Genomic DNA, 21583 nt, shown 5'->3' with positions numbered 1-21583 from the left:
CTCTTGCGGCAGTCCGGCGGGCTTGGCTCGCCGCGGGTCAGACGGGTTCGAAGTCCTCGGTCCGGGGGTTGAGCATCTTCAGGCCGCCCTCGGCGATGTCGTTGTGGCAGCCGTGCAGCGACAGACGGTCGGCCTCGACCGCTTCCCGCACGAAGGGAAATGTCATCAGGTTGTCGAGGGAGGTCCGGACCGCCTCGTATTCCAGCTGCGTCTGGCGATCCTCGTCCGAGCCTTCTGACAGCCGCTCGAATCCCGGCCGCAGCAGGTCCATCCAGCGGCCAACGAAGCTCGATTTCTCTTCAAGCTCGGGGGCGTTGCCCGAGCACATGTCGTAGCATCCCTTAACCCCGCCGCAGAGCGAATGGCCCAACACGATCAGATGCGCGACTTGCAGCGACGTGACGGCGAACTCGATCGCCGCCGAGGTGCCGTGCTGGTTGCCGTCCGGCTCGTAGGGCGGGACGAGGTTGGCGATGTTGCGGTGGATGAAGAATTCCCCCTGGTCCGCGCCGAAGATCGAGGTGACATGCACGCGGCTGTCGCAGCACGAGATCACCATGGCGCGCGGGCGCTGACCCTCGGTCGCAAGGCGGCGATACCAGGCGTGATTTTCGGCGAAGGTGGTGGCCTTCCACCCGTGATAGCGAGTGACGAGGTATTGCGGCAGCGGCTTCACGGAAGTCATCATGCAATCCTTGGTTTTCGAATCATTGCGGATCTAGACCTGATCATCACTATTTTCCAACGCGCTTTCCGACCGGCATAAACCGCTCCCTTACCGCTTCGTGGCATTGTCTCAGGTGGGGATAGAGGAGTGGAAGAAGATGACTGTCGTAAGTTTGCGGCTGCGCGAAAGTGCGCGGCAGGATACCTGGCGCCTTCTCGGGGCTGCGCCCGACGGACCCGAGCGGGGCGAACGGCTGGATACGGATCTCGACCAGTTGATGGCCGGACTGAGCCGTGTCTCGCTGGCCTGGCACGACCGGGACGGGGCGGTGCTGCGCAATTCGGCGAGCTTCGTGGCAGGGAGGGCCAGTGCGCTCGGCCTCAACCGTATTGCCCGTGTCGCGCGCACAGTGGAAACGCTTGCGCGGACCGAGGACGGGGCCGCTTTGGCGGCGAACGTCGCGCGGCTCCTCCGGCTCGGGCAAGGGTTCTTCGAGGAGGTTTGGGAACTGCAGGATCGACCTGGCTAAGGGATTGCGGCTGGGCATGAGCGCGCTAGGGTCGGCGACCTCATCGACCGACGGAGCGCGCCCATGTCCAATCCCGCATTGACCTTCGAAAAGGACGCTTCGGACGCCCTGCCGCTTCACGTGCTCGGACCAGAGGGGCTGGCGGATTGGACTGAAGGCGCGGGTCCCGTCGCGCGCGCCTGGTTCGAGGCGTCGTCGTTCAAGGCCGGTGCGGGGCAAACACTGGTCGTTCCCGGCGCCGATGGTCGGCCCGAGCAGGCCATTGTGGGTTTGGGTCCCGAGGATCGGCGCGCGCAGCACCGGTTCTCGGTGGCGGCGGCGCGCGATGCGCTTCCGGCGGGCGCGTGGCGGATCGCCACGCCGCTCGAGCCCGGCGCGCGGGACGAGGCGGCGCTTGGCTGGTTGCTCGCGGGCTACCGGTTCGATCGCTATGCCGCGGCCCCGGCACCACAAGCCACGTTGGTTGCGCCAGACGGCTGCGACGCCGCGCGGATCGAGGCGATCGCGGCCGGCGAGGCGCTGACCCGCGACCTCATCAACACCCCGGCGTGGGAGATGGGGCCGGCCGACCTCGCCGCCGCCGCGACGGATCTTGCTGCGGAATTCGGCGCGGACTCGCGGGTGATAGAAGGGCCTGCCTTGGCCGAAGGATTCCCGCTGATCCAGGCGGTCGGTCAGGCGGCGCCTGAAGATCGCGCGCCCCGGTTGATCGACCTGAACTGGGGCGAGACCGGGCCGCGGGTGACGCTGGTGGGCAAGGGGGTCTGCTTCGACACCGGTGGGTTGAACCTCAAGCCGGGCGCGTCGATGGGCCTGATGAAGAAGGATATGGGCGGGGCCGCCGCGGTTCTGGGCCTGGCGCGGATGATCATGGCGACCGGGCTGAACCTGCGGCTGCGCGTCCTGATCCCGGCGGTCGAGAATGCCGTCTCGGGCTCTGCCTTCCGGCCCGGCGATATCCTGACCTCGCGCAAGGGGCTGACGGTCGAGGTCAACAATACCGATGCCGAGGGGCGGCTCGTGCTTGCGGACGCCCTCGCCCTCGCCTCCGAGTCCGAGACGGACATGATCGTGTCGATGGCAACCCTGACGGGCGCCGCCCGCGTTGCCGTGGGGCCGGATCTGGCGCCGTTCTACACGGGTGAAGACAGGTTCGCCGAAACGCTCGCCGCGGCGGGCGACAAGGTGCGCGACCCGCTCTGGCGCATGCCGTTCTGGGCGCCCTACGAGACGATGATCGAACCCGGAATTGCCGATCTGGACAACGCACCCAAGGGCGGCTTCGCGGGATCGATCACGGCCGCCCTGTTCCTGCGCCGGTTCGTGGCGCGACCTGAAACCTATACGCATTTCGACATCTACGGCTGGAACCCCAACGCGGCGCCGGCCCGGCCGAAGGGCGGGGCCGGACAAGGTGCGCGGGCGCTGTTCGACGCTCTGTCGGGGCTCTCATGACCGACCGTCGCCTGACCCCCGCGAATGGCCGGGTTGCCGCGCGCGAGTTGATGGGCCGCGTCGAGGCGGATCGTTTCGTCGCGCCCGAGCCCGCCTCGATCACCGTCCCGGTGGCCGACCTGTGGTCCACGCCCGAGCGCACAGCCCGCGACCGGCAGCTTCTGCTGGGCGAGGAGGTCGACATCTACGAACGCCGTGCAGGCATGGCGTTTCTGCGGGCCCGCAAGGATGGGTATGTAGGCTACCTCTCCGAGGCTGACCTGGGCGAACCGGTCACCGTCACTCATGTCGTCGGCGTCCCGGCGACCCATCTGTATTCTGCGCCCGACATGAAGCGGCCAGCCGTGGCGCGCCTTTCCTTCGGCGCGCGGCTCAGGGTCGTGGCCGGTAGCGACCGCTTCTTCGAGACCGACGCGGGGCTGCACGTCCCTCGGCCGCACCTGACGCCCGCGAACCGCCCCTTTACCGACCCGGCCAGCGTCGCGCAGCTGTTCTTCGGCGTGCCGTATCTCTGGGGCGGAAACTCCAGCGACGGGATCGATTGTTCGGGAGTGGTCCAGGCGGCCTGTCTCGCCTGTCATCTCCCCTGCCCGGGCGACAGCGATCTGCAAGAGGCGGTGCTTGGCCAGCCCCTCGGGGACGAGCCGCCCGCGCGCGGGGATCTCTATTTCTGGAAGGGGCACGTGGCCATGGCGGTGGATGGCGATGTGCTGATCCACGCGAACGCTCACCACATGGCCGTGACCTATGAGCCGATCGAGGCCGCGATCGCCCGGATCGAGGGGCAGGGGGACGGGCCGGTGACGTCGCGGCGGCGGCTGTAGGCCCTACTCGATGGCGCGGATGAGCTTGCGGTCGAGTGCGCCGAGGACGGCCTTGAGGTCTCCGCCGCGCTTGAGGATCTGGCCGTTCATGCCGATCACGGCGTACATGCCCTGCCGTCCGCGCAGCTTCGGGCGCTTCTCGATCCGGTAGATCGGGTGCTCGGCCGTGCGGCGGAAGATCGAGAACACCGCGACGTCCCGGAGGAAGGACATGCCGTAGTCGCGCCACTCGCCGGCGGCTACGGCGCGTCCGTAGAGGCCGAGAATCAGGTTGAGCTCCTGCCGGTCGAAGGCGACCTTGGCATGTGGATCCGGCCGTCCGGGGAACGGCGTGGGGGTCATGACGGTCATCCTGAAAATGTGGGGAAGGCGCGGGTGTTTGGCAAGTCTGTCGCACGATGTCCGTAAATTCGGCAGCATTTCCGCCGGGCTCTGGACTCGACTCCCGGGCTGATTCTGCTCTAGCTGAGGTAGAACTTAGCGTGAACATCCTGCTGCCACGGGACGCTCATGGAGCATCGACGGATCCTTTCGCTGTCGTTTCCGCATCTGGGGGCGGAACGGCTGCTGCGCCGCGGGAGCGATCCCGCAGGCGTGCCCTTGGCTGTCGCCGCGGATCGCGGCGGCGCGCAGGTGCTTGTCAGCGTGAGCCCTACGGCGGCGGCGGCCGGATTGCGGGTGGGGCAGGCGCTTCGGGATGCGCGGGCGATGTGCCCCCACCTTGCCACCAGGTGGGAAGCGCCCGCGGCCGAGGCCGCGTTCCTGTTCGCGCTTTCCCGGTGGCTGGGCAAGTTCAGTCCTTGGGTCGCAGAGGAAGCGCCCACCGGATTGCTCGCGGATGTGACGGGCTGCGCGCATCTTTTCGGAGGGGAGGCTGCGCTTCTGGCGCAGATCGAGGGGGATTGCGCGACGCTGGGGCTGACCGTGCAGGCCGGGCTTGCCGATACGGTCGGGGCGGCCTGGGCCTTGGCGCGCTATTCCGGGCGACGGGCCGAGCCGGGCCGGTCGGGGGACGCGATCGACCAGGAGGCCCCGGCGACCCGCTCGCGCGCGGCGAAGCGGCGACACGCCGGACCGGCTGCCGGATCGCCCCCCCGAGGGCGGATCGCGGCGCCGGGAAGCACGCGGACTGCCATCGCGGCGCTGCCCGTCGCGGGGCTGAGGCTCGATGCTGATCTGGTGGCCGAACTCGGACGTCTGGGCCTCAGGCGGATCGATGACCTGGCCAACCAGCCGCGCGCCGCCTTGGCCCGGCGGTTCGGTCAGCACCTGGTGTTCCGGCTCGACCAGGCGCTTGGCCTCGCGCCCGAGCCTGTCTCACCCGCCCGGCCAGAAACGCGCTTCGCCGCGCGGCTGAGCCTGCCCGACCCGATCGGGCTGGAGGCGGACGTGATGGCCGCGGTGGATCGCCTGCTGCCGGCGCTGTGCGAAAGGCTGAAGCGGAAGGGGCTGGGCGCGCGGCGGATCCGGCTGGAATGTCACCGGGCCGACCACACGATGGGCGCGGCCGAGGCGGGTCTGGCGCGCCCCTCGTGGGAGCCGGAGCGGTTGCGGCAGCTTCTGGCGATGAAGGTCCCGGGAATCGAGGCCGGGTTCGGCATCGACATGGTGCGCCTGGTCGCGACCGAAACCGAGCCCGTGAAGGTCCACCAGCATCGGGGACACGTGGAGGCTGCGGATGATGCCAAGGCGCGGCTGACGGGCACGCCGCTGGACGATCTGATGGGGCGGATCGGTGCGCGGGTGGGGCTCGAGAGGATCACCCGGGTGGCGCCTTCGGACAGCCACATCCCCGAGAAGGAGGTGCAGATCCTCGCCGCCGCGTGGTCCGACCCCGCGACGGGCTGGTCCGCGCCGGCAGTGGCCCGGCCGCACCTGATCTGGCCCCCGGACCCCGTGACGGCCCCCGAAAGCCCCGCCGTGCCCAAGCAGTTCAGGTGGAGGAACAGGGACATGACCGCCCTGAGCGCCTCCGGGCCCGAACGCATCTCGCCGGAATGGTGGCTGGACGACCCGGCTTGGCGGACGGGCGTCCGGGACTACTGGAGCGTGACCTGCGAGGGCGGTGAGCGGCTGTGGATGTACTTCGCCCACGGGGCGGGGCTGTCCTCGGGGTGGTTCTGCCAAGGCGCCTTCGCGTGATCAGCCGCAATAGGCGCGGGTGAGGCGGCCGTCCGCATCGGTCTCGAGGTTCAGCCGGCCGGGCACGAAATCCATCGTCACGGCCATGTCCGGGCCGATCACGCGGCGGCCGGCGGGTCCCGTGGCGTCGATCGCGTCCACCGGGGTGCCGAGCTGGGTCGATTGAAGGCGCTGCGCGGTCGCTTCGCACGCGCTGGCTTCGGCAGGAGGCGCGGGGGTCGTCTGGCACGCGGCGAGCGCTAGCGCGAGGCAGGCGACGGGAACGATGGAGTGGTGCATGGGCGCGGATCCGGCAAGGGACAGGTGCCGAACAAGATGTGCCGGAGCGCGTCCGAGGAAAGGGCCGGTTTGACAAGGCCCCCCGCTTCGATCACGGCTGAGGCGACCGTTCCGCCATCCCAGAGGTGTCCATGCCCGAGCGCAACCGCCCGCTCTACGCCGTCCTGATCGACGCCGACAACATCCCGGCCAAATACGCCGATCCGATCCTGAAAGAGATCACCAAGTTCGGCGAGCCCGCGCTGCGCCGGGTCTATGGCGACTGGTCGTCGGGACGGCTGAACAACTGGAGCCAGAAGGTCCGCGACTTGGGCCTCGTGGCTCACCAGGAAACGGCGAACACCGTGGGCAAGAACGCCAGCGACATCGGCCTTGTCATCGACGCGATGGACATCCTGCACACGGGCCGGTTCGACGGGTTCGTTCTGGTCAGCTCGGACAGCGACTTCACCGCGCTGGCCAACCGGGTCCGCGAGAATGGCCTCGACGTGATCGGCATCGGCGAGGGCAAGGCGCCCGAGGCGCTTCGCAACGTCTGCAACCGCTTCATCCTGATCGAGAACATCGTGGACGAGCCGATCCAACCCGTTCAGGCGGATTCGGGAAAGGCGCCCGCAGGCAAGATCGCTCCGATCGAGGCGGTGCCGCTGATCCTCCACGCGATGGACCGGATCGAGCAGGACGACGAGTGGTACGCCCTGGGCCAGATCGGCCAGTACATCACCGCCGAGCATCCCGATTTCGACACCCGCACCTACGGCAAGCGCAAACTGAGCGACCTTGTGATGGAGCTGAAGCGGTTCGAGACGAAGAAGGTCGGCAACCAGCTTCACCTGCGCCGGGTGGACTGAGGCTCAGACGCCGTAGCGGGCCAGCCAGGTCTCGACCGCGCCGTCGAGGACACGGGTACGGTCGGCGGCGGAGAAGTCGGGCTGGATGCACAGGCAAAGCCGGGGAAAGACCACGGCCTTGCAGAGCTCGGCAAACTGGTGGGCGGCGAGCGGCTTGTCATCGATGACAAGCTCGCCGCGTTCGATGGCCAGGTCGAAATAGCGCGTGAGCAGGTTTTCGAGCATCCCGGGACCGTTTTCCCAGAACGCGCGGCCGATCTCGGGGAAACGCTCGCATTCCGCAACCGAAATGCGGAAGACCTGCTGGCCAGTCTCGGAGAACATGAAGTCCATCAAGGCGGCGCCGGCGCGGGTCATCACCTCGCGCGGGGGGAGGCCGAAATCGAGATGCTCGACTGCCTCGGCCGCCTGGCGCCTGCATTCGGCCGAGGCGACCTCGATGAAAAGCAGCCGCTTGTCGGGGAAATAGCTGTAGAGCGTGGCCTTTGAGACGCCAGCCCGCTTGGCGATGCTGTCCACCGATGCGCCGCTGAACCCGTCGGACATGAAGACTTCGCGCGCGCCTTCCAGAACCTGGTCGTACTTCCGACCCTTCTTGACCCGCGCTTCGATATTCATGCTGGCACCCCCGACGACAACCGCCCGCCACTTTAGGCGGGAAAGGCCCGGAGCAGCAACGACCCGCGGCTCCGGTGAAGGTCACATGGGCGCGTTGGGGCGCGTATCAATGGGTTGCGGACTGCGCCGGCACTGTCAGTACGATTGCGGGCGCCTCGGGCGCTGCGCTGCGGGTGGTGCCGGGTCCGGCGTCGGCGTGCGGGGCGATCATGGCGCCGGCGAGCATGGCGCCCTTGATGAAGGTGAAGGTCATGGCGTTTTTGATTCCATACTGAACGGTATGGTTCACTTAAAGTCCGGCCGCGACCGGGATCAAGAAAAAACTGAACCGTTCGGTTTAATTTTCTGACATGGAGAGCGGGCCGCGTTGACCGTGCCGCGCGTGGGCTTTCTTATGGCGTGGAGGCCTCAGGAGGGAACGGTATGGAAACCAAGTCGGAAAACGCGAGCTTCGGAGGTGTGCAGGGGGTCTACGCTCACGCGAGCGAGGCCACGGGCACGGATATGACCTTCGGCCTGTTCCTGCCGGAGGAGGCCAGGTTCGGGCCGGTGCCGATCCTGTGGTACCTGTCGGGCCTGACCTGCACCCACGAGAACGCGATGACCAAGGCGGGGGCGCAGCAATTCGCCGCCGAATACGGGATCGCGATCTGCTTTCCCGACACGTCTCCGCGGGGCGAGGGCGTGGCCGACGACGACAGCTTCGACATGGGACAGGGCGCGTCCTACTACGTGAATTCGACGCAGGACCCGTGGGCGAAGCATTTCCGCATGTGGGACTACGTGACCGAAGAGCTTCCCCGGCTCATCGGGCAGGAGTTTGCGGTGGACCTCGACCGGCAGGCGATCACCGGGCACTCCATGGGCGGGCACGGCGCGCTGACCATCGGCATGGGCCTCGGCAGCGAACGCTTCGCCAGCATCTCGGCCTTCTCGCCCATGTGCCGGACGATGGACAGCGACTGGGGCACGCGGCAGCTGGGCCTCTACCTCGGCGACGACCGCGAGGCATGGCGAAAGCACGACGCGAGCGAGGTGATGCGCGAGCGTGGCTTCGACGGGCCGGTGCTGGTCGATACCGGGACCGCGGATCAGTTCTGGGACAAGCTGAAGCCGGGCGCGCTGGCCGGTGCGATGGCCGACGCGAGGCAGCAGGGGTCGTTCCGCCTGCAACCGGGCTACGACCACAGCTACTTCTTCGTCTCGACCTTCATCGAGGATCACATCCGCTTCCACGCCGAGGCGCTGTACGGGTGATCGCACAAGGGGGCCGCAGTTGATCTACGTGGATGCCGATGCCTGCCCGGTAAAGGCCGAGATCGAGGCCGTCGCCACGCGCCACGACCTTGGTGTCGCGATGGTATCGAATGGCGGGCTGCGCCCTTCGTCCAACCCGCTGGTCGCGATGATCTATGTCGACCAGGGCGCGGACGAGGCCGACATGTGGATCGCCGACCGCTGCACCTCGGGCGACGTGGTGGTGACGGGCGACATTCCGCTTGCCGCGCGTGCGGTTTCGGCAGGCGCCCGCGTGGTGAAGCCGAACGGAGAGGTCCTGACCCAGACGAATGTCGGCGCCGCTCTTGCGTCCCGGGACCTGATGGCCGACCTGCGTGCGGCGGACCCGTTCCGGCAGGGCGGCGGCAAGCCCTTCGGAAAAGCCGACCGGGCACGGTTCCGCGACGCGCTTGAGCGCGTCGTCAGGCAGGCGAAGGGATAAGGCGATGGCGGTCGATCTTGTGGTGTTCGACATCGGGCGTGTCCTGCTGGAATGGGACCCCGAGGGCTATTACGACAAGGCCATGGGCCATGTCGCGCGGGTGCGCCTGTTCCGCGAGGTGCCGCTGCACGAGATGAACCTCAGGATCGACGCGGGCGAGCCCTGGCACAAGACCGTCGAGGACACCGCTTCGAAACATGCGCGCTGGCAGAAGGACGTGCTCGGCTGGCGCGACCACTGGAACAAGATGGCGGGCCCGCTGATCCCGGAAAGCGTCTCGCTTTTGCGGGCGCTCAGGTCCAAGGGCATCCCGGTCTGGGCGCTGACGAATTTCGGCCGCGAGACGTTCGAATACGCCCAGTCTCTCTGGCCGGCGCTGACCGAGTTCGACGGCATGGTCGTCTCGGGGCACCTGGGCGTGGTGAAGCCCTCGCCCGAGATCTATGCCGTCCTTGAACGCGACACCGGGGTCGCGCCGGACCGGATCCTCTACACCGACGATAGCGCCCCGAACATCCGCGCCGCCGAGGCGCGAGGCTGGAAGACGCACCTGTTCGACGGCCCCGCCGGGTTGCGCCAGCGCTTCGTGGACGAGGGCCTTCTCAGCCCCGCCGAGGCCCGCGCAGGCTGATTTCCGACATGCTGGAACATGGGACGAGGCACGCGGTTTGAGTGATCGAACGGCGCGCATGCCGACGTGTAACCAGTGGAAGGACAGATCATGACCAAGGACGTCGTGAACGACCCGAAGATCAAGCCGCAGGCGCAGGACACCATGCCCGGCCGTGAGTACGAGATGGATCCGGCCCCTGACTGGAAGCCCCGCTTTCCGGGCGTCGGCAAGCTCGAGGGCAAGGTTGCCTTCATCACCGGCGGTGATTCCGGCATCGGCCGTGCCGTGGCCGCCCTGTTCGCCCGCGAAGGTGCGAAGATCGCCATCGCCTATCGCGAGGAAAGCCGCGACGCCGAGGACACGAAGAAGATCGTCGAGGACGAAGGCTCGGAATGCCTGACCTTCGAAGGCGATCTGGGCGACAAGGCCCACGCGACGAAGGTCGTCGAGGATACGGTGGCCCACTACGGCAAGCTCGACATCGTGGTGAACAACGCGTCCCAGCAATACCTGGATTGGCCCATCGACGAGGACCTGACCGAAGAGCGGCTGGACGACATGCTCCGCTCGAACGTGAAAAGCTACTTCCACGTCACGCAGGCCGCGCTGAAGCACCTGAAGGAAGGCGCAACCATCGTGAACACCACCAGCGTCAACGCCTTCAAGGGCAACGACAAGCTGGTGGGCTATTCGACCACGAAGGGCGCCGAGTTGGCCTTCTCGCGCTCGATCGCGATGGCGCTGGCCGAGCGTGGAATCCGCGTGAACGCCGTGGCGCCGGGTCCGATCTGGACGCCGTTCATCCCCGGCTCGATGCCGCCCGAAATGGTTGAAGATTTCGGCAAGAGCACACCCTTGGGCCGCGCCGGCCAGCCTTGGGAGGTCGCGACGGCCTACCTGTTCCTAGCGGGTCCGGACGGCACGTACTTCACCGGCCAGACGCTGCATCCGAACGGGGGCAAGATCGTCGGCGCCTGACCGCAGGCACTACCTGCGCGCCATCATCGACAGGCGAATCAAGGCGCGTTCCATCAGGGCCATTTGGGGCGCCTTGGCCGTGGATCGCAGCGTCAGGTCGGTGTCGATGAGGATCTGCAGCGACTCCTCCAGCCGGTGCAGGCCGATCCGTGTTGCCTGCCGCTGGATAGCGTCCCGGCGCGGACCGTAAAGCGGCGGGCGCAACTTGCCGATACCCGAGCCCGGGCCCCCGGGATCGGCGGCCACCGCGTGAAGCGTGCGCCAGTGGCGCATCGCGGCAATGGCGAGCGCGACGGGCTGCGCCCCCTGCGCCTCGAGCCGCGACAGGATCGGCCCGATCTCGGCCGCACGCCCGTCGGCGGCAGCGTTCAGCACATCGTCCAGGTCGGCCTCGGTCGAGGCGGGGGCGCAGGCGGCGACCTCGTCCGCCGTCAGGGGGCTGCCATCGCCATGCTTGTAGAGCGCGAGCTTGCCGATCACCTGCTTCAGGTCGCCCGGGGCAAGGTCCTGCGCCATTGCATGGATCGCCCCAGTTCCGTCGCGGTCGGGCTTCAGACCTGCCTCGCTGATCCAGCCACCGATTTCGGCCCGGTCGGGCGGGTTGTCGTAGACGGCGATGCAGCCGGCCGTGGGATGCTTCTCGAACGTCTTGCGGATGGGCGAGGTGGGTTTCAGCGAGCCGCAGGTGACCACCATATGCGCGTCGCCCGGCTGCCAGTCCTTCAGCGCGGCGGTGATCTGGTCGGCATTGTGCTGGTTCGCGTCTTCCAGCAGCGCGACGCGGGGCCCCGGAAAGAACCCCTGCGCCTTCACCGCGTCCGCAAGCAGCGACTTGTCCTTGCGCAGATCGGCGCCCGAAATGCGGCTGAGGCGCATCTCGTCATCGGCGGTGGGGCCGGCGATGTTGCGCACGAGATCCTGCCGCTTCAGTGCCACGCGCATCCCGTCTTCGCCGTAGATCAGGGTCGCGGGGCTGGCCTGGGGCGGCTTGGCGATCCAGGCGTTGGCGTCGCGGGCCGACAGCTTCATGTGCGCCAGGCGGGTGCTGTCGCCAGAAGGTCGGCGACGATCTTGTCGGCGAGGATGGTCATAAGGCGTTCGCCCGCGTCGCGCCTCGCCTCGCTGATCGAGACATAGCTGCCCACGTAAGGCTCGCCTGGTTGGGGCGTGATGTCATCGTCGACGAGCGGCGAACTGTAGCCGGTAAAGCTCGACAAGGAATGGCGGCGCAGCACTGCGCCGGTCTCCATGTCGATCAGGCTGTAGGTGACGCTTCCGGTAAGTTGTCGACGGGCGACGGCGTTGTCATTCGTGCGCCCGAGGTTGCGGTTCGAGATCTGCACGTCGGCCGCCAGCCGATAGCGCGGAGAAACCGGCTGGCCCAGCCGTTCCTCGAGCTGGGTGAACAGCGCGTAGCCGGCCTCGTCCACCGGGGTGTCCACCAGGATCTCTCCGGTCAGGCCCGCCGCCGCGCCGTTCGGCCCATAGACCGGGCGGAACCCGCAGGCGGGCAGGGCGACGAGGGCTGCGAGCAGCCCCCGGCGCGACCAGCTTGTCCTAGACGACGACATTCACGATCTTCCCCGGCACGACGATCACCTTCTTCGGTGTAGCACCGGCAAGCTGGCGTTGCACGGCGTCACTCGCCAGCGCGAGGGCCTCGACCTGGTGCTTCGGCGCGTCCTTGGCCACGCGGATTTCGTCCCGGCGCTTGCCGTTGACCTGGATCGGCATGGTGACCTCGTCCTCGACCAGCATCGCGGGGTCGGCCTTGGGCCACGCGGCCGTGGTCACCAGACCCTCGCCGCCCAGCATCCGCCAGAGCTCCTCGGACAAATGCGGGGTCATCGGCGCCATGAGCTGCGCGAGGGTGCGCGCGGCCTTCACCTGCGCCTGCCGGCCGGCCTGCGACTTCGACAGCGTGTTGGCGAAGGCATAAAGGCGCGCGATTGCGGCGTTGAAGCCGAAGCTCTCGATGTTAACCGTCACGTCGTGGATCGCCTTGTGCATCTCGCGCAGGAGGGTCTCGTCATCGCCCCCGGTCTCGGGCGCGTCACGCGCGCCCTCGGCGATCCGCCAGACGCGGGCGAGGTGCTTGGACGCGGCCTCGGCCCCGGCTTCGGTCCATTCGACGTCCCGCTCGGGGGGCGAGTCGGACAGGACGAACCAGCGCGCGGTGTCGGCGCCGAAGCGGTCGATGATCTCGACCGGGTCGACAACGTTGCGCTTGGACTTGGACATCTTGGCCGAAGGGATGACCTGAACCTGCGTCCCGTCCTTCAGGAACGCGCCGCCTTCGCGCCGCTCGACCTCGGACGGCAGGTAGTAGGTCTTGCGGCCCGTGGCGTCCTCGGTCTGGTAGATCTCGTGCGTGACCATGCCTTGGGTGAAGAGCGCGTCGAAAGGCTCGATCGCGCTGGCGGGCAGGTGGCCGCAGGCGTGCATCGCGCGGGCGAAGAAGCGGGAATAGAGCAGGTGCAGGATCGCGTGCTCGACCCCGCCGATATACTGGTCGACATTCATCCAGTAGTCGGCCTCGCCCGCGTCGGTGGGCGTAGTCGCCCCGGGCGAGGTGAAGCGGGCGTAGTACCAGGACGAATCGACGAAGGTGTCCATCGTGTCCGTCTCGCGCTTCGCCGCCCCGCCGCATTGCGGGCAGGGCACATCGCGCCAGGTCGGGTGCCGGTCGAGCGGGTTGCCGGGCGTGTCGAAATCGACGTCGCGGGGCAGCTCGACGGGCAGGTTTTCCTTCTTCTCGGGCACCACGCCGCAGGCGTCGCAATGGAGGACCGGGATCGGACAGCCCCAGTAGCGCTGCCGCGAGAGGCCCCAGTCGCGCAGGCGGAACTTGGTGACGCCCTGGCCCCAGCCTTCGGATTCAGCGCGGTCGATGGCGGCGTCGATGGCGGCGTCGCCAGTTTGCTCGGCGGCGCCGGCGACGATGCGGGTGTAGCGCACGGTCTCGGTCTTGGGCGGCACGAAGGGCTCGCCCTTGTCCTCGGGCGCGGTGTGAGGCCCGTTCATCGGCACGAAGGTGGACTTCACCGGCAGATCGTACTTGCGGGCGAATTCCAGGTCGCGCGGGTCATGGGCAGGGCAGCCGAAGATCGCGCCGGTGCCGTAATCCATCAGGATGAAGTTCGCGACGTAGACCGGCAGTTCCCACGAAGGGTCGAGCGGGTGGCGCGCCTTCAGGCCGGTGTCGAAGCCGCGCTTTTCGGCCTTCTCCAGTTCCTCCTCGGCGGTGCCCATCTTGCGGCATTCGGCGTTGAAGGCGGCGAGGTCGGGGTTGCTCGCTTCCAGTTCGCGGGCCAGCGGGTGGTCGGGAGAGATGCCGACGAAGCTGGCGCCCAGCAACGTGTCGGGGCGCGTGGTATAGACCTCGACCTTGTCGTCCCGATCCGAGAGATCGAAGGCGAACTGCAGGCCGCGCGACCGCCCGATCCAGTTCTTCTGCATCGTGCGAACTTTGTCCGGCCAGTTCTCCAGCCGGTCGAGCGCCTCCAGCAGATCCTCGGCATAGTCCGAGATCTTGAAGAACCACTGCGTCAGCTCGCGCCGTTCGACAAGCGCGCCGGATCGCCAGCCGCGCCCGTCCTCGACCTGCTCGTTGGCCAGCACGGTCATGTCCACCGGGTCCCAGTTCACCACGGCGTTCTTGCGATAGACGAGGCCCTTTTCCAGGAAGTCGATGAACATCGCCTGCTGCTGGCCGTAATATTCGGGGTCGCAGGTGGCGAACTCGCGGCTCCAGTCCAGCGTCAGGCCAAGGCGCGCGAACTGCGCCTTCATGTTGGCGATGTTCTGGTAGGTCCAGTCGCCGGGATGGACCTTGCGCTCCATCGCGGCGTTCTCGGCCGGAAGTCCGAACGCGTCCCAGCCCATCGGGTGCAGGACCGCGTGGCCGGTGGACATCTTGTAGCGCGCGACCACGTCGCCCATCGTGTAATTGCGGACGTGGCCGATATGCAGGTTCCCCGACGGGTAGGGGAACATCTCGAGCACGTAGTATTTCGGCTTGGTGTCGTCGCGGCGGGCGGTGAAGCAGCCGGCCTCGCTCCAGGCCTTCTGCCATTTCTGTTCGATCTGGGCGGCGTCGTAGCGGGCCATGGGCGTCCTGTCCGAGGTGTCTTGTGTCGCGCGCCTTGATAGGTGTCGCGCCGGGGCGGGTCCAGCCCGCGGCCCTTACCATCGCCGCAATTCTGCGGCATTCAGCCTGCGGTCAAGACGAAGGTGCCCATGGTCATCCTGTTCCTGCATCAGAACTTCCCGGGCCAGTTCGCCCACCTCGCCCCGGCGCTGGCCGCGGCCGGACACAGGGTCGTCGCCCTTACGAGCCGGTTCGAGGAAAGCACCCGCTGGCGCGGTGTCGAGGTCATCGCCTATCGCTACGACACGCCCGAGGGTCGCAAGCTGCACCCGTGGTCGAGCACTTTCGACAGCGCGGTGGACCGGGGCGCGACCGTGTTCCGCGCCTGCGAGGCGCTGAAAGCGCGGGGGCTGAACCCGGACGTGATCGTCGCTCATTCCGGCTGGGGCGAGGCGCTGTTCCTGCGCCACGTCTGGCCCGGCGCTCGGATCGGCGTCTTCGCCGAGTTCTTCTATCAAGCCGAGGGGGCCGATATCGGCTTCGATCCCGAGCTCGCAGGGCCGGAGATCGGTCGCAGCGCCCGGGTCGAGATGAAGAACCTGGCGATGCGGTTGCAGCTGGAAACAGCGGATGCGGCGATCACGCCGACGCATTGGCAGGCCGAGATGCACCCGCCCGAGCTGCGCCGGAAGATCTCGGTGGCGTTCGACGGGATCGACACCGACGCAATCCGTCCGGACGCCCGAGCGGAGTTGACGCTGCCCGGTCACGGCACGTTCCGCCCAGGCGAAGAGATCGTCACCTTCGTCAATCGCAACCTGGAGCCCTACCGAGGCTTCCACGTCTTCATGCGCGCTCTGCCGGATCTTTTGCGCGCCAGGCCGCAGGCGCGGGTGGTGATCGTGGGCGAGGACGGTGTCAGCTATGGCACGCCGCCCGCGAGTGGGGGCAGCTGGAAGCAGGCGCTGCTGGACGAGGTGCGCGACCGCATCCCCGACGCGGACTGGGCGCGGGTGCATTTCACCGGCCGGATCGGGCGCGAGGACTTCACCCGGCTGCTGCAGGTCAGCCGGGTGCATGTCTATCTGACATACCCGTTCGTGCTCAGCTGGTCACTGATCGAGGCGATGAGCGCAGGCTGCGCCATTGTCGCAAGCGATACCGCTCCCGTGCGCGAGGCGATCCGCGACGGCGAAAACGGGCTGCTGTTCGACTTCTTCGACGGGCAGCGCATGGTCGCGCTGGTGGATCGGCTGATGGACGATCCCGCTGAACGCATAGCGCTAGGCCAGGCGGCGCGGCAGAGGGCGGTGCAGGATTACGACCTGCAGCGCGTCTGCCTGCCCGCCCAGTTCCGGTGGATCGAGGCTCAGAGCCGCTCTTCGGCCTGACGGAGCTGACGGGCGCGGGTGAGGATCGCGTTCTCGACCGCTTGCGCGGTGGCGGCGTTGACCGGGCCGCCCTGGGTGGCGAGGGCCACGTTCAGCGAGCGTGCCTCGAGCGCCGGGTCCTGCACGTAGACCGTCGCGCGATAGGCCTGACCGCCGCCGGGCGGGCGGCCGTAGCCGTAGGACAGCACGCCGGTGAAGGGGTCGGCGGTCTCGAGCGGGAGGAAATCCAGAACCTCCTGCGAGGCGCGCCAGATATACTTGTTCACCTCGACGGTGCGGTTCGGATCGTCGCTCTGGAACAGGTCGAAGACTGTCTCGCGCTCTTCCGCGCCGCGATCGAGCAGGGCGCGTTGCTCGAGGTTCGCCTCTCGGTCCGAGCAGGCGGACAGGAGGGCCAACAGGCAAGCCGCGCCGGCGAGGCGGATCGTCGTGGGTGCGCGCATGGGTCCGTATACCTTCTGCCGTGAACGTGATCCCGTGAGTATCCGAGGCATCGGCGTCCGGCAAGGAACCAAATCCGCGAACTCCTTGTTGGTGGCTCAAGCGATTTGCGAAACGGCGGGCCGATCGGACACGATTCAACCTGCCGTCGTTTGGACGAACCACTCGTCCGGCCAGATTGCGAGTTTCCAGGGTGTCGCCGGCAAAGGGCGACATTGCCCGAGTTGTGCGAGTATCCGGCCCGATCGGGCCATGACAACGACAGTCGAATTGAAAGGACTATCAATGAAGCGCATTGCCACCCTTACCGCCGCCGCCCTCATCGCCGCCCCGGCCGCCTTTGCCGAGCAGCACATGGTCGAAGACGAAGGCATGACCATGATGCAGCAGCGCCTTCAGGACGCTCTCGCTGACTGCAATGTCGACGTGGAAGAAGAAGACATGATGAACCTGACCCTGGCGCAGGTTTCGGGCATCATCATCCAGTCGGGCTCCGAGGAGAGCAACCAGGACAAGTGCCAGAACATCGAAGCGCTGATTCAGGACTGATCACCAGCTTCTGGCATTCGACTACGAGGGCCGCCCTTTCGGGCGGCCCTTCTTGCATCTCGGAAGTGCCCGGCTGAAGGCGGTGTGGCACGGCTGCACCAATTCATGCCCTCATGTCCCCGGTCGCCGACGCTCGCTTGAGGCAAGGGGGGAAAAGCGTCATTCCAGCCTTGTGCCCACGAGGTGACCACCCTTGGGGCTGGAAAAAAGATCATGAGGGATAACATGGAAAAGTTTCTTCTTGCCTCGACGGCGCTGGTCGCTTCGACGACCTTTGCCTTCGCGGAAGTGAACGTCTCGGGTACGGCCGAAATGGGCGTGTTCGGCGCCAGCTCGGACATCTTCGCCGACGAAGACGAAAATGACGGAGACCTGCAGTTCCACACGGACGTCGACGTCATCTTCACCATGGCCGGTGAAACCGATGCCGGCCTCGCGTTCGGCGCCGAAGTCGACCTGGATGACGTGATCAACATCAATCGCGACGACGAAGGCGATGATGACGGCGTCATCTTCCCCGCGACTGGCGACGACTCGGACGACGGCGGCATCGTGATCTTCGTGGATGGCGCCTACGGCCGCCTGACCATGGGCGACACCGACGGCGGCTTCGACTGGGCGCTGGAAGAAGCCATCATCGGCGGCTCGCTCCGCGACGACCACGAGCATGCCGGCTACAACGGCAACGCTGGTCTCGACGGTACCTATGACGGTCAGATCGCTCGTTACGAGTACGCCTTCGGCGACTTCGGCGTTGCGGCTTCGGCCGAGCTGGACGACGACGACGATGGCGACGGCGATGATCCCATCCTCGGCCTCGGTGCCCGTTACAACGGCGAGTTCGCTGGTGTCACTTTCGGTGCCGGCCTCGGCTACCAAACCGGTGCGGACGTTGCCGATGACGGGGAAAGCGCTGACGGCTCGATCGTCGGCGCGAGCCTCTCGGCCAAGATGGACAATGGCATTCAGGGCATCATCAACTACTCGCACTACGACGACGACCTGGGTGGCGACTACGACCACCTCGGGCTGGCCATCGGCTACGAGTGGGATGCGTTCCTGATCGCCGCCAACTACGGCACGTTCGACTACGACGACGGAGAAGACGAAGACGGCTACGGCGTTGTCGTGAACTACGACCTTGGCGGTGGCGCCCAGCTGCAGGCCGGCTACGGCCACAGCGACGACGGCGACGACGACTTCTCGACCTACTCGTTCGGTATCGCGATGGCCTTCTGATCCACCCGGATCGGATGCACGGATCGGGCGGCTCTTCGGAGCCGCCCTTTTCTTTTGCGCGCCCCTTCGGCAGAAACAGCGCGGAAGGAGGATCGCCATGTCCCTTGCCGACATTCACCAGCGCGCCCAGGCCGCCGCCGAGAAGGCCGGGCGGTCGATGGATGCGATCGAACTGGTCGCTGTGTCCAAAATGCAACCCGACGCGCGTGTCGAGTCGGTGTTGGAGGAAGGCCACCGCGTCTTCGGCGAGAACCGTGTCCAGGAAGCACAGGGCAAATGGCCGGGCTTCCGCGAGCGCTTCGGCGATGTGCGGCTTCATCTCATCGGGCCGCTGCAAACGAACAAGGCCCGCGCCGCAATGGAACTGTTCGACGTGATCCAGGTGCTCGATCGGCCCAAGCTGGCCACCGCGCTGGCCCGCATGGCGCATGAGATCGGGCAGTGTCCGGACCTCTATGTTCAGGTGAATACGGGCGAGGAGGATCAGAAAGCGGGCATCCTCCCGCGGGAGGCCGATGCCTTCATCGACGAATGTCGCAAGATGGACCTGCCCCTGCGCGGTCTCATGTGCATCCCGCCCGTGGACGACGACCCGAGCCTGCACTTCGCGCTGCTGCGCAAGATCGCCGAGCGGAACGGGCTCGACGGTCTCTCGATGGGGATGAGCGCGGATTTCGAGACCGCGATCGCCCTTGGCGCGACGTGCATCCGTGTCGGCTCGGCCATCTTCGGAGACCGGCCGACGCCCTAGACGATCAGGCGTGTGTCCAGTGTCAGTCGGCGGGCGACCCAGTTCAGATCGGCGGGGGCCATGGCCACGCAGCCTTCGGTCGGATAGCCGGGGCGGCGCCAGCGGTGCAGGAAGATCGCAGACCCGCGCCCCGGCTCTGCGTCGGGCCAGTTCCAGTCTGTCAGGATCACCAGATCATATAGCGGATCGGCGCGCCGCAGACGCTCGTGCCCGAAGGTCGAGGGCGACCGCGTCATGTGGTTGTATTCCGGATCCGTGGGGTCGTCCGACCAGATGTCCCGCGGGCCGATCGGCACCGCCCAGGAAACGGGGGGCACGATGCGGTCCGGGCGATAGAGCACACCTGAGACCCGGTGCACCCCGCGCGGCGTGGCGCCGTCGCCTTCACGCTTGGCGTCCGTGATTCCGCCGCGGCCGATGGTGCAGGGGATGCGGCGGCCCGCGAAACGCAAACCGGTCGGCGTCAGGGTCAGGTCGTCCGGCGTCATGTGATGTGCCCCGATTTCTCGGATTTGATGCGCAGGTAGTCGCGGTTGAACCGGGTTTCGCCGACCCAGAGGGGGACGCGCTCGACCACGTCGATCCCTTCGGCCTGAAGCTGCGCGACCTTGCGGGGGTTGTTCGTCATCAACCGAACCTGCCCCACGTCCATTTCGCGCAGCAGGGCGGCACCCAGCCCGAAATCGCGCTCGTCATCGTCGAAGCCCAGCCGGTGGTTCGCCTCGACCGTGTCGAACCCCTGGTCCTGCAACGCATAGGCGCGCACCTTGTTGGCGAGGCCGATGCCGCGCCCCTCCTGGTTCAGGTACAGAAGGATACCGCTTCCGGCGGCGGCCATCGCTTCGAGGGCGGTGTTCAGCTGCGGCCCACAGTCGCATTTCAGCGACCCTAGCACGTCGCCGGTGAAGCACGCCGAATGCAGCCGCGCCAGCACAGGGTTGCTGCGGTCGGGGCGGCCGATTTCGACGGCGTAATGCTCTTCTCCGCCATCGTTCGGGCGGAAAATGTGCAGTCGCGCGTCGATTGTGGCGGCGATCGGCAGGCGCGCGTTGATGACAGATGCCAGCCGCGCCGGCGTCTGGGGCGCAATCGCGTCGATGGGGACACGCGTCAGCATAGCCGGTGCCTGCGCCACGGGCCGGACCACCACGGCGGGCAGGATGCGCGCCGACTTCGCCAGCGCGAGGCCCGCACGCGCCAAGGTCGCCGATCCCTCGCGACGAGCGTTGAACGGACCCTTCATCGGGGTCGAGAGGTCCCCGGCCGGGTCGATCATCGCCTGCAGATCCGCGGGCCGTAGGTCGGGCGAGAGGGGCAGGCGGACAAGGTCGCCATCGTAGAGGCGGATCTTCAGCGTCTCGGCCCGCCGATGGGTCAGCGCCAGCTCGGCCGTCCCGTGCGCGACCATGGCAGACAGGCGCGGCGCCGACAGTGCTTCGGCCGCGGCGACGAGGGCGCGCGTCTGGCCATCCTCGACGACGATGGGCAGCCCGATGCGCAGATCGGCGCGCGCGCGGGAGACGAGTTCGGGCAGAGAGGGGAAAAGCGCATCCATCGCGCCGGAAATAGGGTGCGGCGCCGTAAATGTGAAACAGAACCGTCAGTCGTCGTAACGCTCGTGTGAAACTCTGTCGCAGACCTTGAGCGGTTTGAACCACGTTCACATTTGCGCGTTGGGTCCGCACGGAGGGTAAGATGAGCCAATTGAAGAAAATTCTGCTGGTCGATGACGACGACGACTTGCGCGAGGCTCTCAGCGAGCAACTCGTGATGACCGAGGATTTCGACGTGTTCGAAGCCGATTCGGCCGCACACGCGATGGAGCGTGCCCGCGCGGGTCATTACGACCTGGTCATCCTCGACGTCGGGCTGCCCGACAATGACGGTCGCGAGCTTTGCAAGCTGATGCGTCGCCAAGGGGTGAAATGCCCGATCATCATGCTGACCGGTCATGACAGCGACGCCGACACGATCCTCGGTCTCGACGCCGGCGCGAACGACTACGTGACCAAGCCGTTCAAGTTTCCTGTCCTCCTGGCCCGGATTCGTGCGCAGCTTCGTCAGCACGAGCAGTCCGAGGATGCGATCTTCCAGCTCGGGCCCTATTCCTTCCGCCCCGCGCAGAAGACGCTCGTGGATGAGGCGGACCGCAAGATCCGGCTGACCGAGAAGGAAACGAACATCCTGAAGTTCCTCTACCGCGCGCCCGACGGCGTCGTTCCGCGGGACGTGCTGCTGCACGAGGTCTGGGGATACAACGCGGGCGTGACGACTCACACGCTCGAGACGCACATCTACCGCCTGCGCCAGAAGATCGAGCCCGATCCCTCGAACGCTCGCCTTCTGGTCACCGAAACGGGCGGGTATCGCCTGTCGATCTGAAACAGGGGGCGAGTCGTCGATCACGCGCGAACCCCGACGCGCGTCGTTTCTGCGCGGTGACCCG

The 21583-nt window shown here is 67.1% G+C and carries 25 protein-coding genes; 14 read left to right on the top strand and 11 right to left on the bottom strand.

All coding sequences use genetic code 11. The features are described from left to right. Window positions 1–37: 37 nt before the first annotated feature. Window positions 38–685: a carbonic anhydrase gene (locus tag PAM7066_RS09310; RefSeq protein WP_085853944.1), complete on the bottom strand. Its 648-nt coding sequence runs from the start codon at window positions 683–685 to the stop codon at window positions 38–40. Between the two features lie 139 nt (window positions 686–824). On the opposite strand from PAM7066_RS09310, the gene PAM7066_RS09305 reads away from it, so the two are divergent. The 3 genes from PAM7066_RS09305 (at window position 825) to PAM7066_RS09295 (ending at window position 3475) form a co-directional block, all read left to right on the top strand. After that, window positions 825–1196, top strand: coding sequence for a hypothetical protein (locus PAM7066_RS09305; RefSeq protein WP_085853881.1), 372 nt, complete (start codon window positions 825–827; stop codon window positions 1194–1196). A 63-nt stretch (window positions 1197–1259) separates the two neighbouring features. Beyond that, window positions 1260–2651 (top strand): leucyl aminopeptidase family protein, encoded by a 1392-nt coding sequence (locus tag PAM7066_RS09300; RefSeq protein ID WP_085853880.1) that lies wholly within the window; start codon window positions 1260–1262, stop codon window positions 2649–2651. Further along, window positions 2648–3475, top strand: a complete 828-nt coding sequence (locus PAM7066_RS09295; RefSeq protein WP_085853879.1) for a C40 family peptidase — start codon at window positions 2648–2650, stop codon at window positions 3473–3475. Before PAM7066_RS09300 ends, PAM7066_RS09295 begins: the two co-directional genes overlap by 4 nt. 3 nt (window positions 3476–3478) lie before the next feature. Here PAM7066_RS09295 and PAM7066_RS09290 read toward each other — a convergent pair whose 3' ends face one another. Further along, entirely contained in the window at window positions 3479–3826 is a 348-nt protein-coding gene (locus PAM7066_RS09290; RefSeq protein ID WP_085853878.1) for a DUF2794 domain-containing protein, read from the bottom strand. Between the two features lie 159 nt (window positions 3827–3985). Between PAM7066_RS09290 and PAM7066_RS09285 the strand changes: the two genes are divergently transcribed. After that, the gene (locus tag PAM7066_RS09285; protein ID WP_085853877.1) at window positions 3986–5617 is read left to right on the top strand and encodes a Y-family DNA polymerase; all 1632 of its coding nucleotides are present in this window, start codon (window positions 3986–3988) and stop codon (window positions 5615–5617) included. Here the strand turns inward: PAM7066_RS09285 and PAM7066_RS09280 are convergent, their stop codons facing one another. After that, window positions 5618–5896, bottom strand: coding sequence for an I78 family peptidase inhibitor (locus tag PAM7066_RS09280; protein WP_085853876.1), 279 nt, complete (start codon window positions 5894–5896; stop codon window positions 5618–5620). 131 nt (window positions 5897–6027) lie between these two features. Between PAM7066_RS09280 and PAM7066_RS09275 the strand changes: the two genes are divergently transcribed. Further along, window positions 6028–6747 carry an NYN domain-containing protein gene (locus PAM7066_RS09275; protein ID WP_085853875.1) on the top strand — a complete coding sequence of 240 codons (720 nt, stop codon included), beginning with the start codon at window positions 6028–6030 and terminating at the stop codon, window positions 6745–6747. A gap of 3 nt (window positions 6748–6750) precedes the next feature. Here PAM7066_RS09275 and PAM7066_RS09270 read toward each other — a convergent pair whose 3' ends face one another. Together PAM7066_RS09270 and PAM7066_RS18925 are read right to left on the bottom strand one after the other, a co-directional pair. Beyond that, window positions 6751–7365 carry a TetR/AcrR family transcriptional regulator gene (locus tag PAM7066_RS09270; RefSeq protein WP_085853874.1) on the bottom strand — a complete coding sequence of 205 codons (615 nt, stop codon included), beginning with the start codon at window positions 7363–7365 and terminating at the stop codon, window positions 6751–6753. Window positions 7366–7471: 106 nt separating this feature from the next. Beyond that, the gene (locus PAM7066_RS18925; protein WP_175484612.1) at window positions 7472–7618 is read right to left on the bottom strand and encodes a hypothetical protein; all 147 of its coding nucleotides are present in this window, start codon (window positions 7616–7618) and stop codon (window positions 7472–7474) included. 170 nt (window positions 7619–7788) lie between these two features. On the opposite strand from PAM7066_RS18925, the gene fghA reads away from it, so the two are divergent. The 4 genes from fghA (at window position 7789) to PAM7066_RS09245 (ending at window position 10676) form a co-directional block, all read left to right on the top strand. Beyond that, the gene (gene fghA, locus PAM7066_RS09260) at window positions 7789–8622 is read left to right on the top strand and encodes an S-formylglutathione hydrolase (protein WP_085853872.1); all 834 of its coding nucleotides are present in this window, start codon (window positions 7789–7791) and stop codon (window positions 8620–8622) included. A 19-nt stretch (window positions 8623–8641) separates the two neighbouring features. Beyond that, window positions 8642–9085, top strand: coding sequence for a YaiI/YqxD family protein (locus PAM7066_RS09255; RefSeq protein WP_085853871.1), 444 nt, complete (start codon window positions 8642–8644; stop codon window positions 9083–9085). A 4-nt stretch (window positions 9086–9089) separates the two neighbouring features. Next, window positions 9090–9716 carry an HAD family hydrolase gene (locus PAM7066_RS09250; protein ID WP_085853870.1) on the top strand — a complete coding sequence of 209 codons (627 nt, stop codon included), beginning with the start codon at window positions 9090–9092 and terminating at the stop codon, window positions 9714–9716. Window positions 9717–9806: 90 nt separating this feature from the next. Then, window positions 9807–10676 carry an SDR family oxidoreductase gene (locus PAM7066_RS09245; protein ID WP_085853869.1) on the top strand — a complete coding sequence of 290 codons (870 nt, stop codon included), beginning with the start codon at window positions 9807–9809 and terminating at the stop codon, window positions 10674–10676. A gap of 9 nt (window positions 10677–10685) precedes the next feature. Here PAM7066_RS09245 and holA read toward each other — a convergent pair whose 3' ends face one another. The 3 genes from holA to leuS are packed head-to-tail and all read right to left on the bottom strand — an operon-like array spanning window position 10686 to window position 14786. Further along, window positions 10686–11705 carry a DNA polymerase III subunit delta gene (gene holA / locus PAM7066_RS09240; protein WP_085853868.1) on the bottom strand — a complete coding sequence of 340 codons (1020 nt, stop codon included), beginning with the start codon at window positions 11703–11705 and terminating at the stop codon, window positions 10686–10688. Then, window positions 11702–12247, bottom strand: coding sequence for an LPS assembly lipoprotein LptE (gene lptE, locus PAM7066_RS09235; RefSeq protein WP_085853867.1), 546 nt, complete (start codon window positions 12245–12247; stop codon window positions 11702–11704). The genes holA and lptE overlap by 4 nt, the downstream gene beginning before the upstream one ends. Continuing rightward, window positions 12234–14786 (bottom strand): leucine--tRNA ligase, encoded by a 2553-nt coding sequence (gene leuS, locus PAM7066_RS09230; protein ID WP_085853866.1) that lies wholly within the window; start codon window positions 14784–14786, stop codon window positions 12234–12236. Before leuS ends, lptE begins: the two co-directional genes overlap by 14 nt. 129 nt (window positions 14787–14915) lie before the next feature. Here leuS and PAM7066_RS09225 point away from each other — a divergent pair, with 129 nt between their 5' ends. Then, on the top strand, window positions 14916–16157 hold the full coding sequence (locus tag PAM7066_RS09225; RefSeq protein WP_085853865.1) for a glycosyltransferase: 1242 nt from the start codon (window positions 14916–14918) through the stop codon (window positions 16155–16157). Here the strand turns inward: PAM7066_RS09225 and PAM7066_RS09220 are convergent. Next, window positions 16136–16600, bottom strand: a complete 465-nt coding sequence (locus PAM7066_RS09220; RefSeq protein ID WP_090928854.1) for a DUF3576 domain-containing protein — start codon at window positions 16598–16600, stop codon at window positions 16136–16138. The two genes, PAM7066_RS09225 and PAM7066_RS09220, sit on opposite strands and share 22 nt — an antisense overlap. A 250-nt stretch (window positions 16601–16850) precedes the next feature. On the opposite strand from PAM7066_RS09220, the gene PAM7066_RS09215 reads away from it, so the two are divergent. From PAM7066_RS09215 to PAM7066_RS09205, 3 genes are all read left to right on the top strand, one after another. Beyond that, the gene (locus tag PAM7066_RS09215) at window positions 16851–17147 is read left to right on the top strand and encodes a hypothetical protein (protein WP_139214978.1); all 297 of its coding nucleotides are present in this window, start codon (window positions 16851–16853) and stop codon (window positions 17145–17147) included. Window positions 17148–17372: 225 nt separating this feature from the next. Continuing rightward, the gene (locus tag PAM7066_RS09210; protein ID WP_085853862.1) at window positions 17373–18386 is read left to right on the top strand and encodes a porin; all 1014 of its coding nucleotides are present in this window, start codon (window positions 17373–17375) and stop codon (window positions 18384–18386) included. A gap of 97 nt (window positions 18387–18483) precedes the next feature. After that, window positions 18484–19137 (top strand): YggS family pyridoxal phosphate-dependent enzyme, encoded by a 654-nt coding sequence (locus PAM7066_RS09205; protein ID WP_085853861.1) that lies wholly within the window; start codon window positions 18484–18486, stop codon window positions 19135–19137. On the opposite strand, the gene PAM7066_RS09200 is transcribed toward PAM7066_RS09205, so the two are convergent. After that, window positions 19134–19625: a L,D-transpeptidase family protein gene (locus PAM7066_RS09200; RefSeq protein ID WP_085853860.1), complete on the bottom strand. Its 492-nt coding sequence runs from the start codon at window positions 19623–19625 to the stop codon at window positions 19134–19136. The genes PAM7066_RS09205 and PAM7066_RS09200 overlap by 4 nt on opposite strands. After that, the gene (ribA, locus tag PAM7066_RS09195; RefSeq protein WP_085853859.1) at window positions 19622–20692 is read right to left on the bottom strand and encodes a GTP cyclohydrolase II; all 1071 of its coding nucleotides are present in this window, start codon (window positions 20690–20692) and stop codon (window positions 19622–19624) included. The genes PAM7066_RS09200 and ribA overlap by 4 nt, the downstream gene beginning before the upstream one ends. Before the next feature lie 140 nt (window positions 20693–20832). On the opposite strand from ribA, the gene PAM7066_RS09190 reads away from it, so the two are divergent. Next, window positions 20833–21519 (top strand): response regulator transcription factor, encoded by a 687-nt coding sequence (locus PAM7066_RS09190; protein WP_085853858.1) that lies wholly within the window; start codon window positions 20833–20835, stop codon window positions 21517–21519. Window positions 21520–21583: the final 64 nt, after the last annotated feature.

Origin of the sequence: Palleronia marisminoris (assembly GCF_900172315.1) — a bacterium.
Classification (GTDB): domain Bacteria; phylum Pseudomonadota; class Alphaproteobacteria; order Rhodobacterales; family Rhodobacteraceae; genus Palleronia; species Palleronia marisminoris.
The sequence above is the reverse complement of the archived record's forward strand: the minus strand, read 5'-3'. Positions and strand labels throughout refer to the sequence as shown.

Excerpts from the sequence above, each read along its gene's own strand:
- PAM7066_RS09310 (WP_085853944.1), bottom strand. The coding sequence starts at position 685 with ATGACTTCCGTGAAGCCGCTGCCGCAATACCTCGTCACTCGCTATCAC.
- PAM7066_RS09305 (WP_085853881.1), top strand. The coding sequence starts at position 825 with ATGACTGTCGTAAGTTTGCGGCTGCGCGAAAGTGCGCGGCAGGATACC.
- PAM7066_RS09300 (WP_085853880.1), top strand. The coding sequence starts at position 1,260 with ATGTCCAATCCCGCATTGACCTTCGAAAAGGACGCTTCGGACGCCCTG.
- PAM7066_RS09295 (WP_085853879.1), top strand. The coding sequence starts at position 2,648 with ATGACCGACCGTCGCCTGACCCCCGCGAATGGCCGGGTTGCCGCGCGC.
- PAM7066_RS09290 (WP_085853878.1), bottom strand. The coding sequence starts at position 3,826 with ATGACCGTCATGACCCCCACGCCGTTCCCCGGACGGCCGGATCCACAT.
- PAM7066_RS09285 (WP_085853877.1), top strand. The coding sequence starts at position 3,986 with ATGGAGCATCGACGGATCCTTTCGCTGTCGTTTCCGCATCTGGGGGCG.
- PAM7066_RS09280 (WP_085853876.1), bottom strand. The coding sequence starts at position 5,896 with ATGCACCACTCCATCGTTCCCGTCGCCTGCCTCGCGCTAGCGCTCGCC.
- PAM7066_RS09275 (WP_085853875.1), top strand. The coding sequence starts at position 6,028 with ATGCCCGAGCGCAACCGCCCGCTCTACGCCGTCCTGATCGACGCCGAC.
- PAM7066_RS09270 (WP_085853874.1), bottom strand. The coding sequence starts at position 7,365 with ATGAATATCGAAGCGCGGGTCAAGAAGGGTCGGAAGTACGACCAGGTT.
- PAM7066_RS18925 (WP_175484612.1), bottom strand. The coding sequence starts at position 7,618 with ATGACCTTCACCTTCATCAAGGGCGCCATGCTCGCCGGCGCCATGATC.
- fghA (WP_085853872.1), top strand. The coding sequence starts at position 7,789 with ATGGAAACCAAGTCGGAAAACGCGAGCTTCGGAGGTGTGCAGGGGGTC.
- PAM7066_RS09250 (WP_085853870.1), top strand. The coding sequence starts at position 9,090 with ATGGCGGTCGATCTTGTGGTGTTCGACATCGGGCGTGTCCTGCTGGAA.
- PAM7066_RS09245 (WP_085853869.1), top strand. The coding sequence starts at position 9,807 with ATGACCAAGGACGTCGTGAACGACCCGAAGATCAAGCCGCAGGCGCAG.
- holA (WP_085853868.1), bottom strand. The coding sequence starts at position 11,705 with ATGAAGCTGTCGGCCCGCGACGCCAACGCCTGGATCGCCAAGCCGCCC.
- lptE (WP_085853867.1), bottom strand. The coding sequence starts at position 12,247 with ATGTCGTCGTCTAGGACAAGCTGGTCGCGCCGGGGGCTGCTCGCAGCC.
- leuS (WP_085853866.1), bottom strand. The coding sequence starts at position 14,786 with ATGGCCCGCTACGACGCCGCCCAGATCGAACAGAAATGGCAGAAGGCC.
- PAM7066_RS09225 (WP_085853865.1), top strand. The coding sequence starts at position 14,916 with ATGGTCATCCTGTTCCTGCATCAGAACTTCCCGGGCCAGTTCGCCCAC.
- PAM7066_RS09220 (WP_090928854.1), bottom strand. The coding sequence starts at position 16,600 with ATGCGCGCACCCACGACGATCCGCCTCGCCGGCGCGGCTTGCCTGTTG.
- PAM7066_RS09215 (WP_139214978.1), top strand. The coding sequence starts at position 16,851 with ATGACAACGACAGTCGAATTGAAAGGACTATCAATGAAGCGCATTGCC.
- PAM7066_RS09210 (WP_085853862.1), top strand. The coding sequence starts at position 17,373 with ATGGAAAAGTTTCTTCTTGCCTCGACGGCGCTGGTCGCTTCGACGACC.
- PAM7066_RS09205 (WP_085853861.1), top strand. The coding sequence starts at position 18,484 with ATGTCCCTTGCCGACATTCACCAGCGCGCCCAGGCCGCCGCCGAGAAG.
- PAM7066_RS09200 (WP_085853860.1), bottom strand. The coding sequence starts at position 19,625 with ATGACGCCGGACGACCTGACCCTGACGCCGACCGGTTTGCGTTTCGCG.
- ribA (WP_085853859.1), bottom strand. The coding sequence starts at position 20,692 with ATGGATGCGCTTTTCCCCTCTCTGCCCGAACTCGTCTCCCGCGCGCGC.
- PAM7066_RS09190 (WP_085853858.1), top strand. The coding sequence starts at position 20,833 with ATGAGCCAATTGAAGAAAATTCTGCTGGTCGATGACGACGACGACTTG.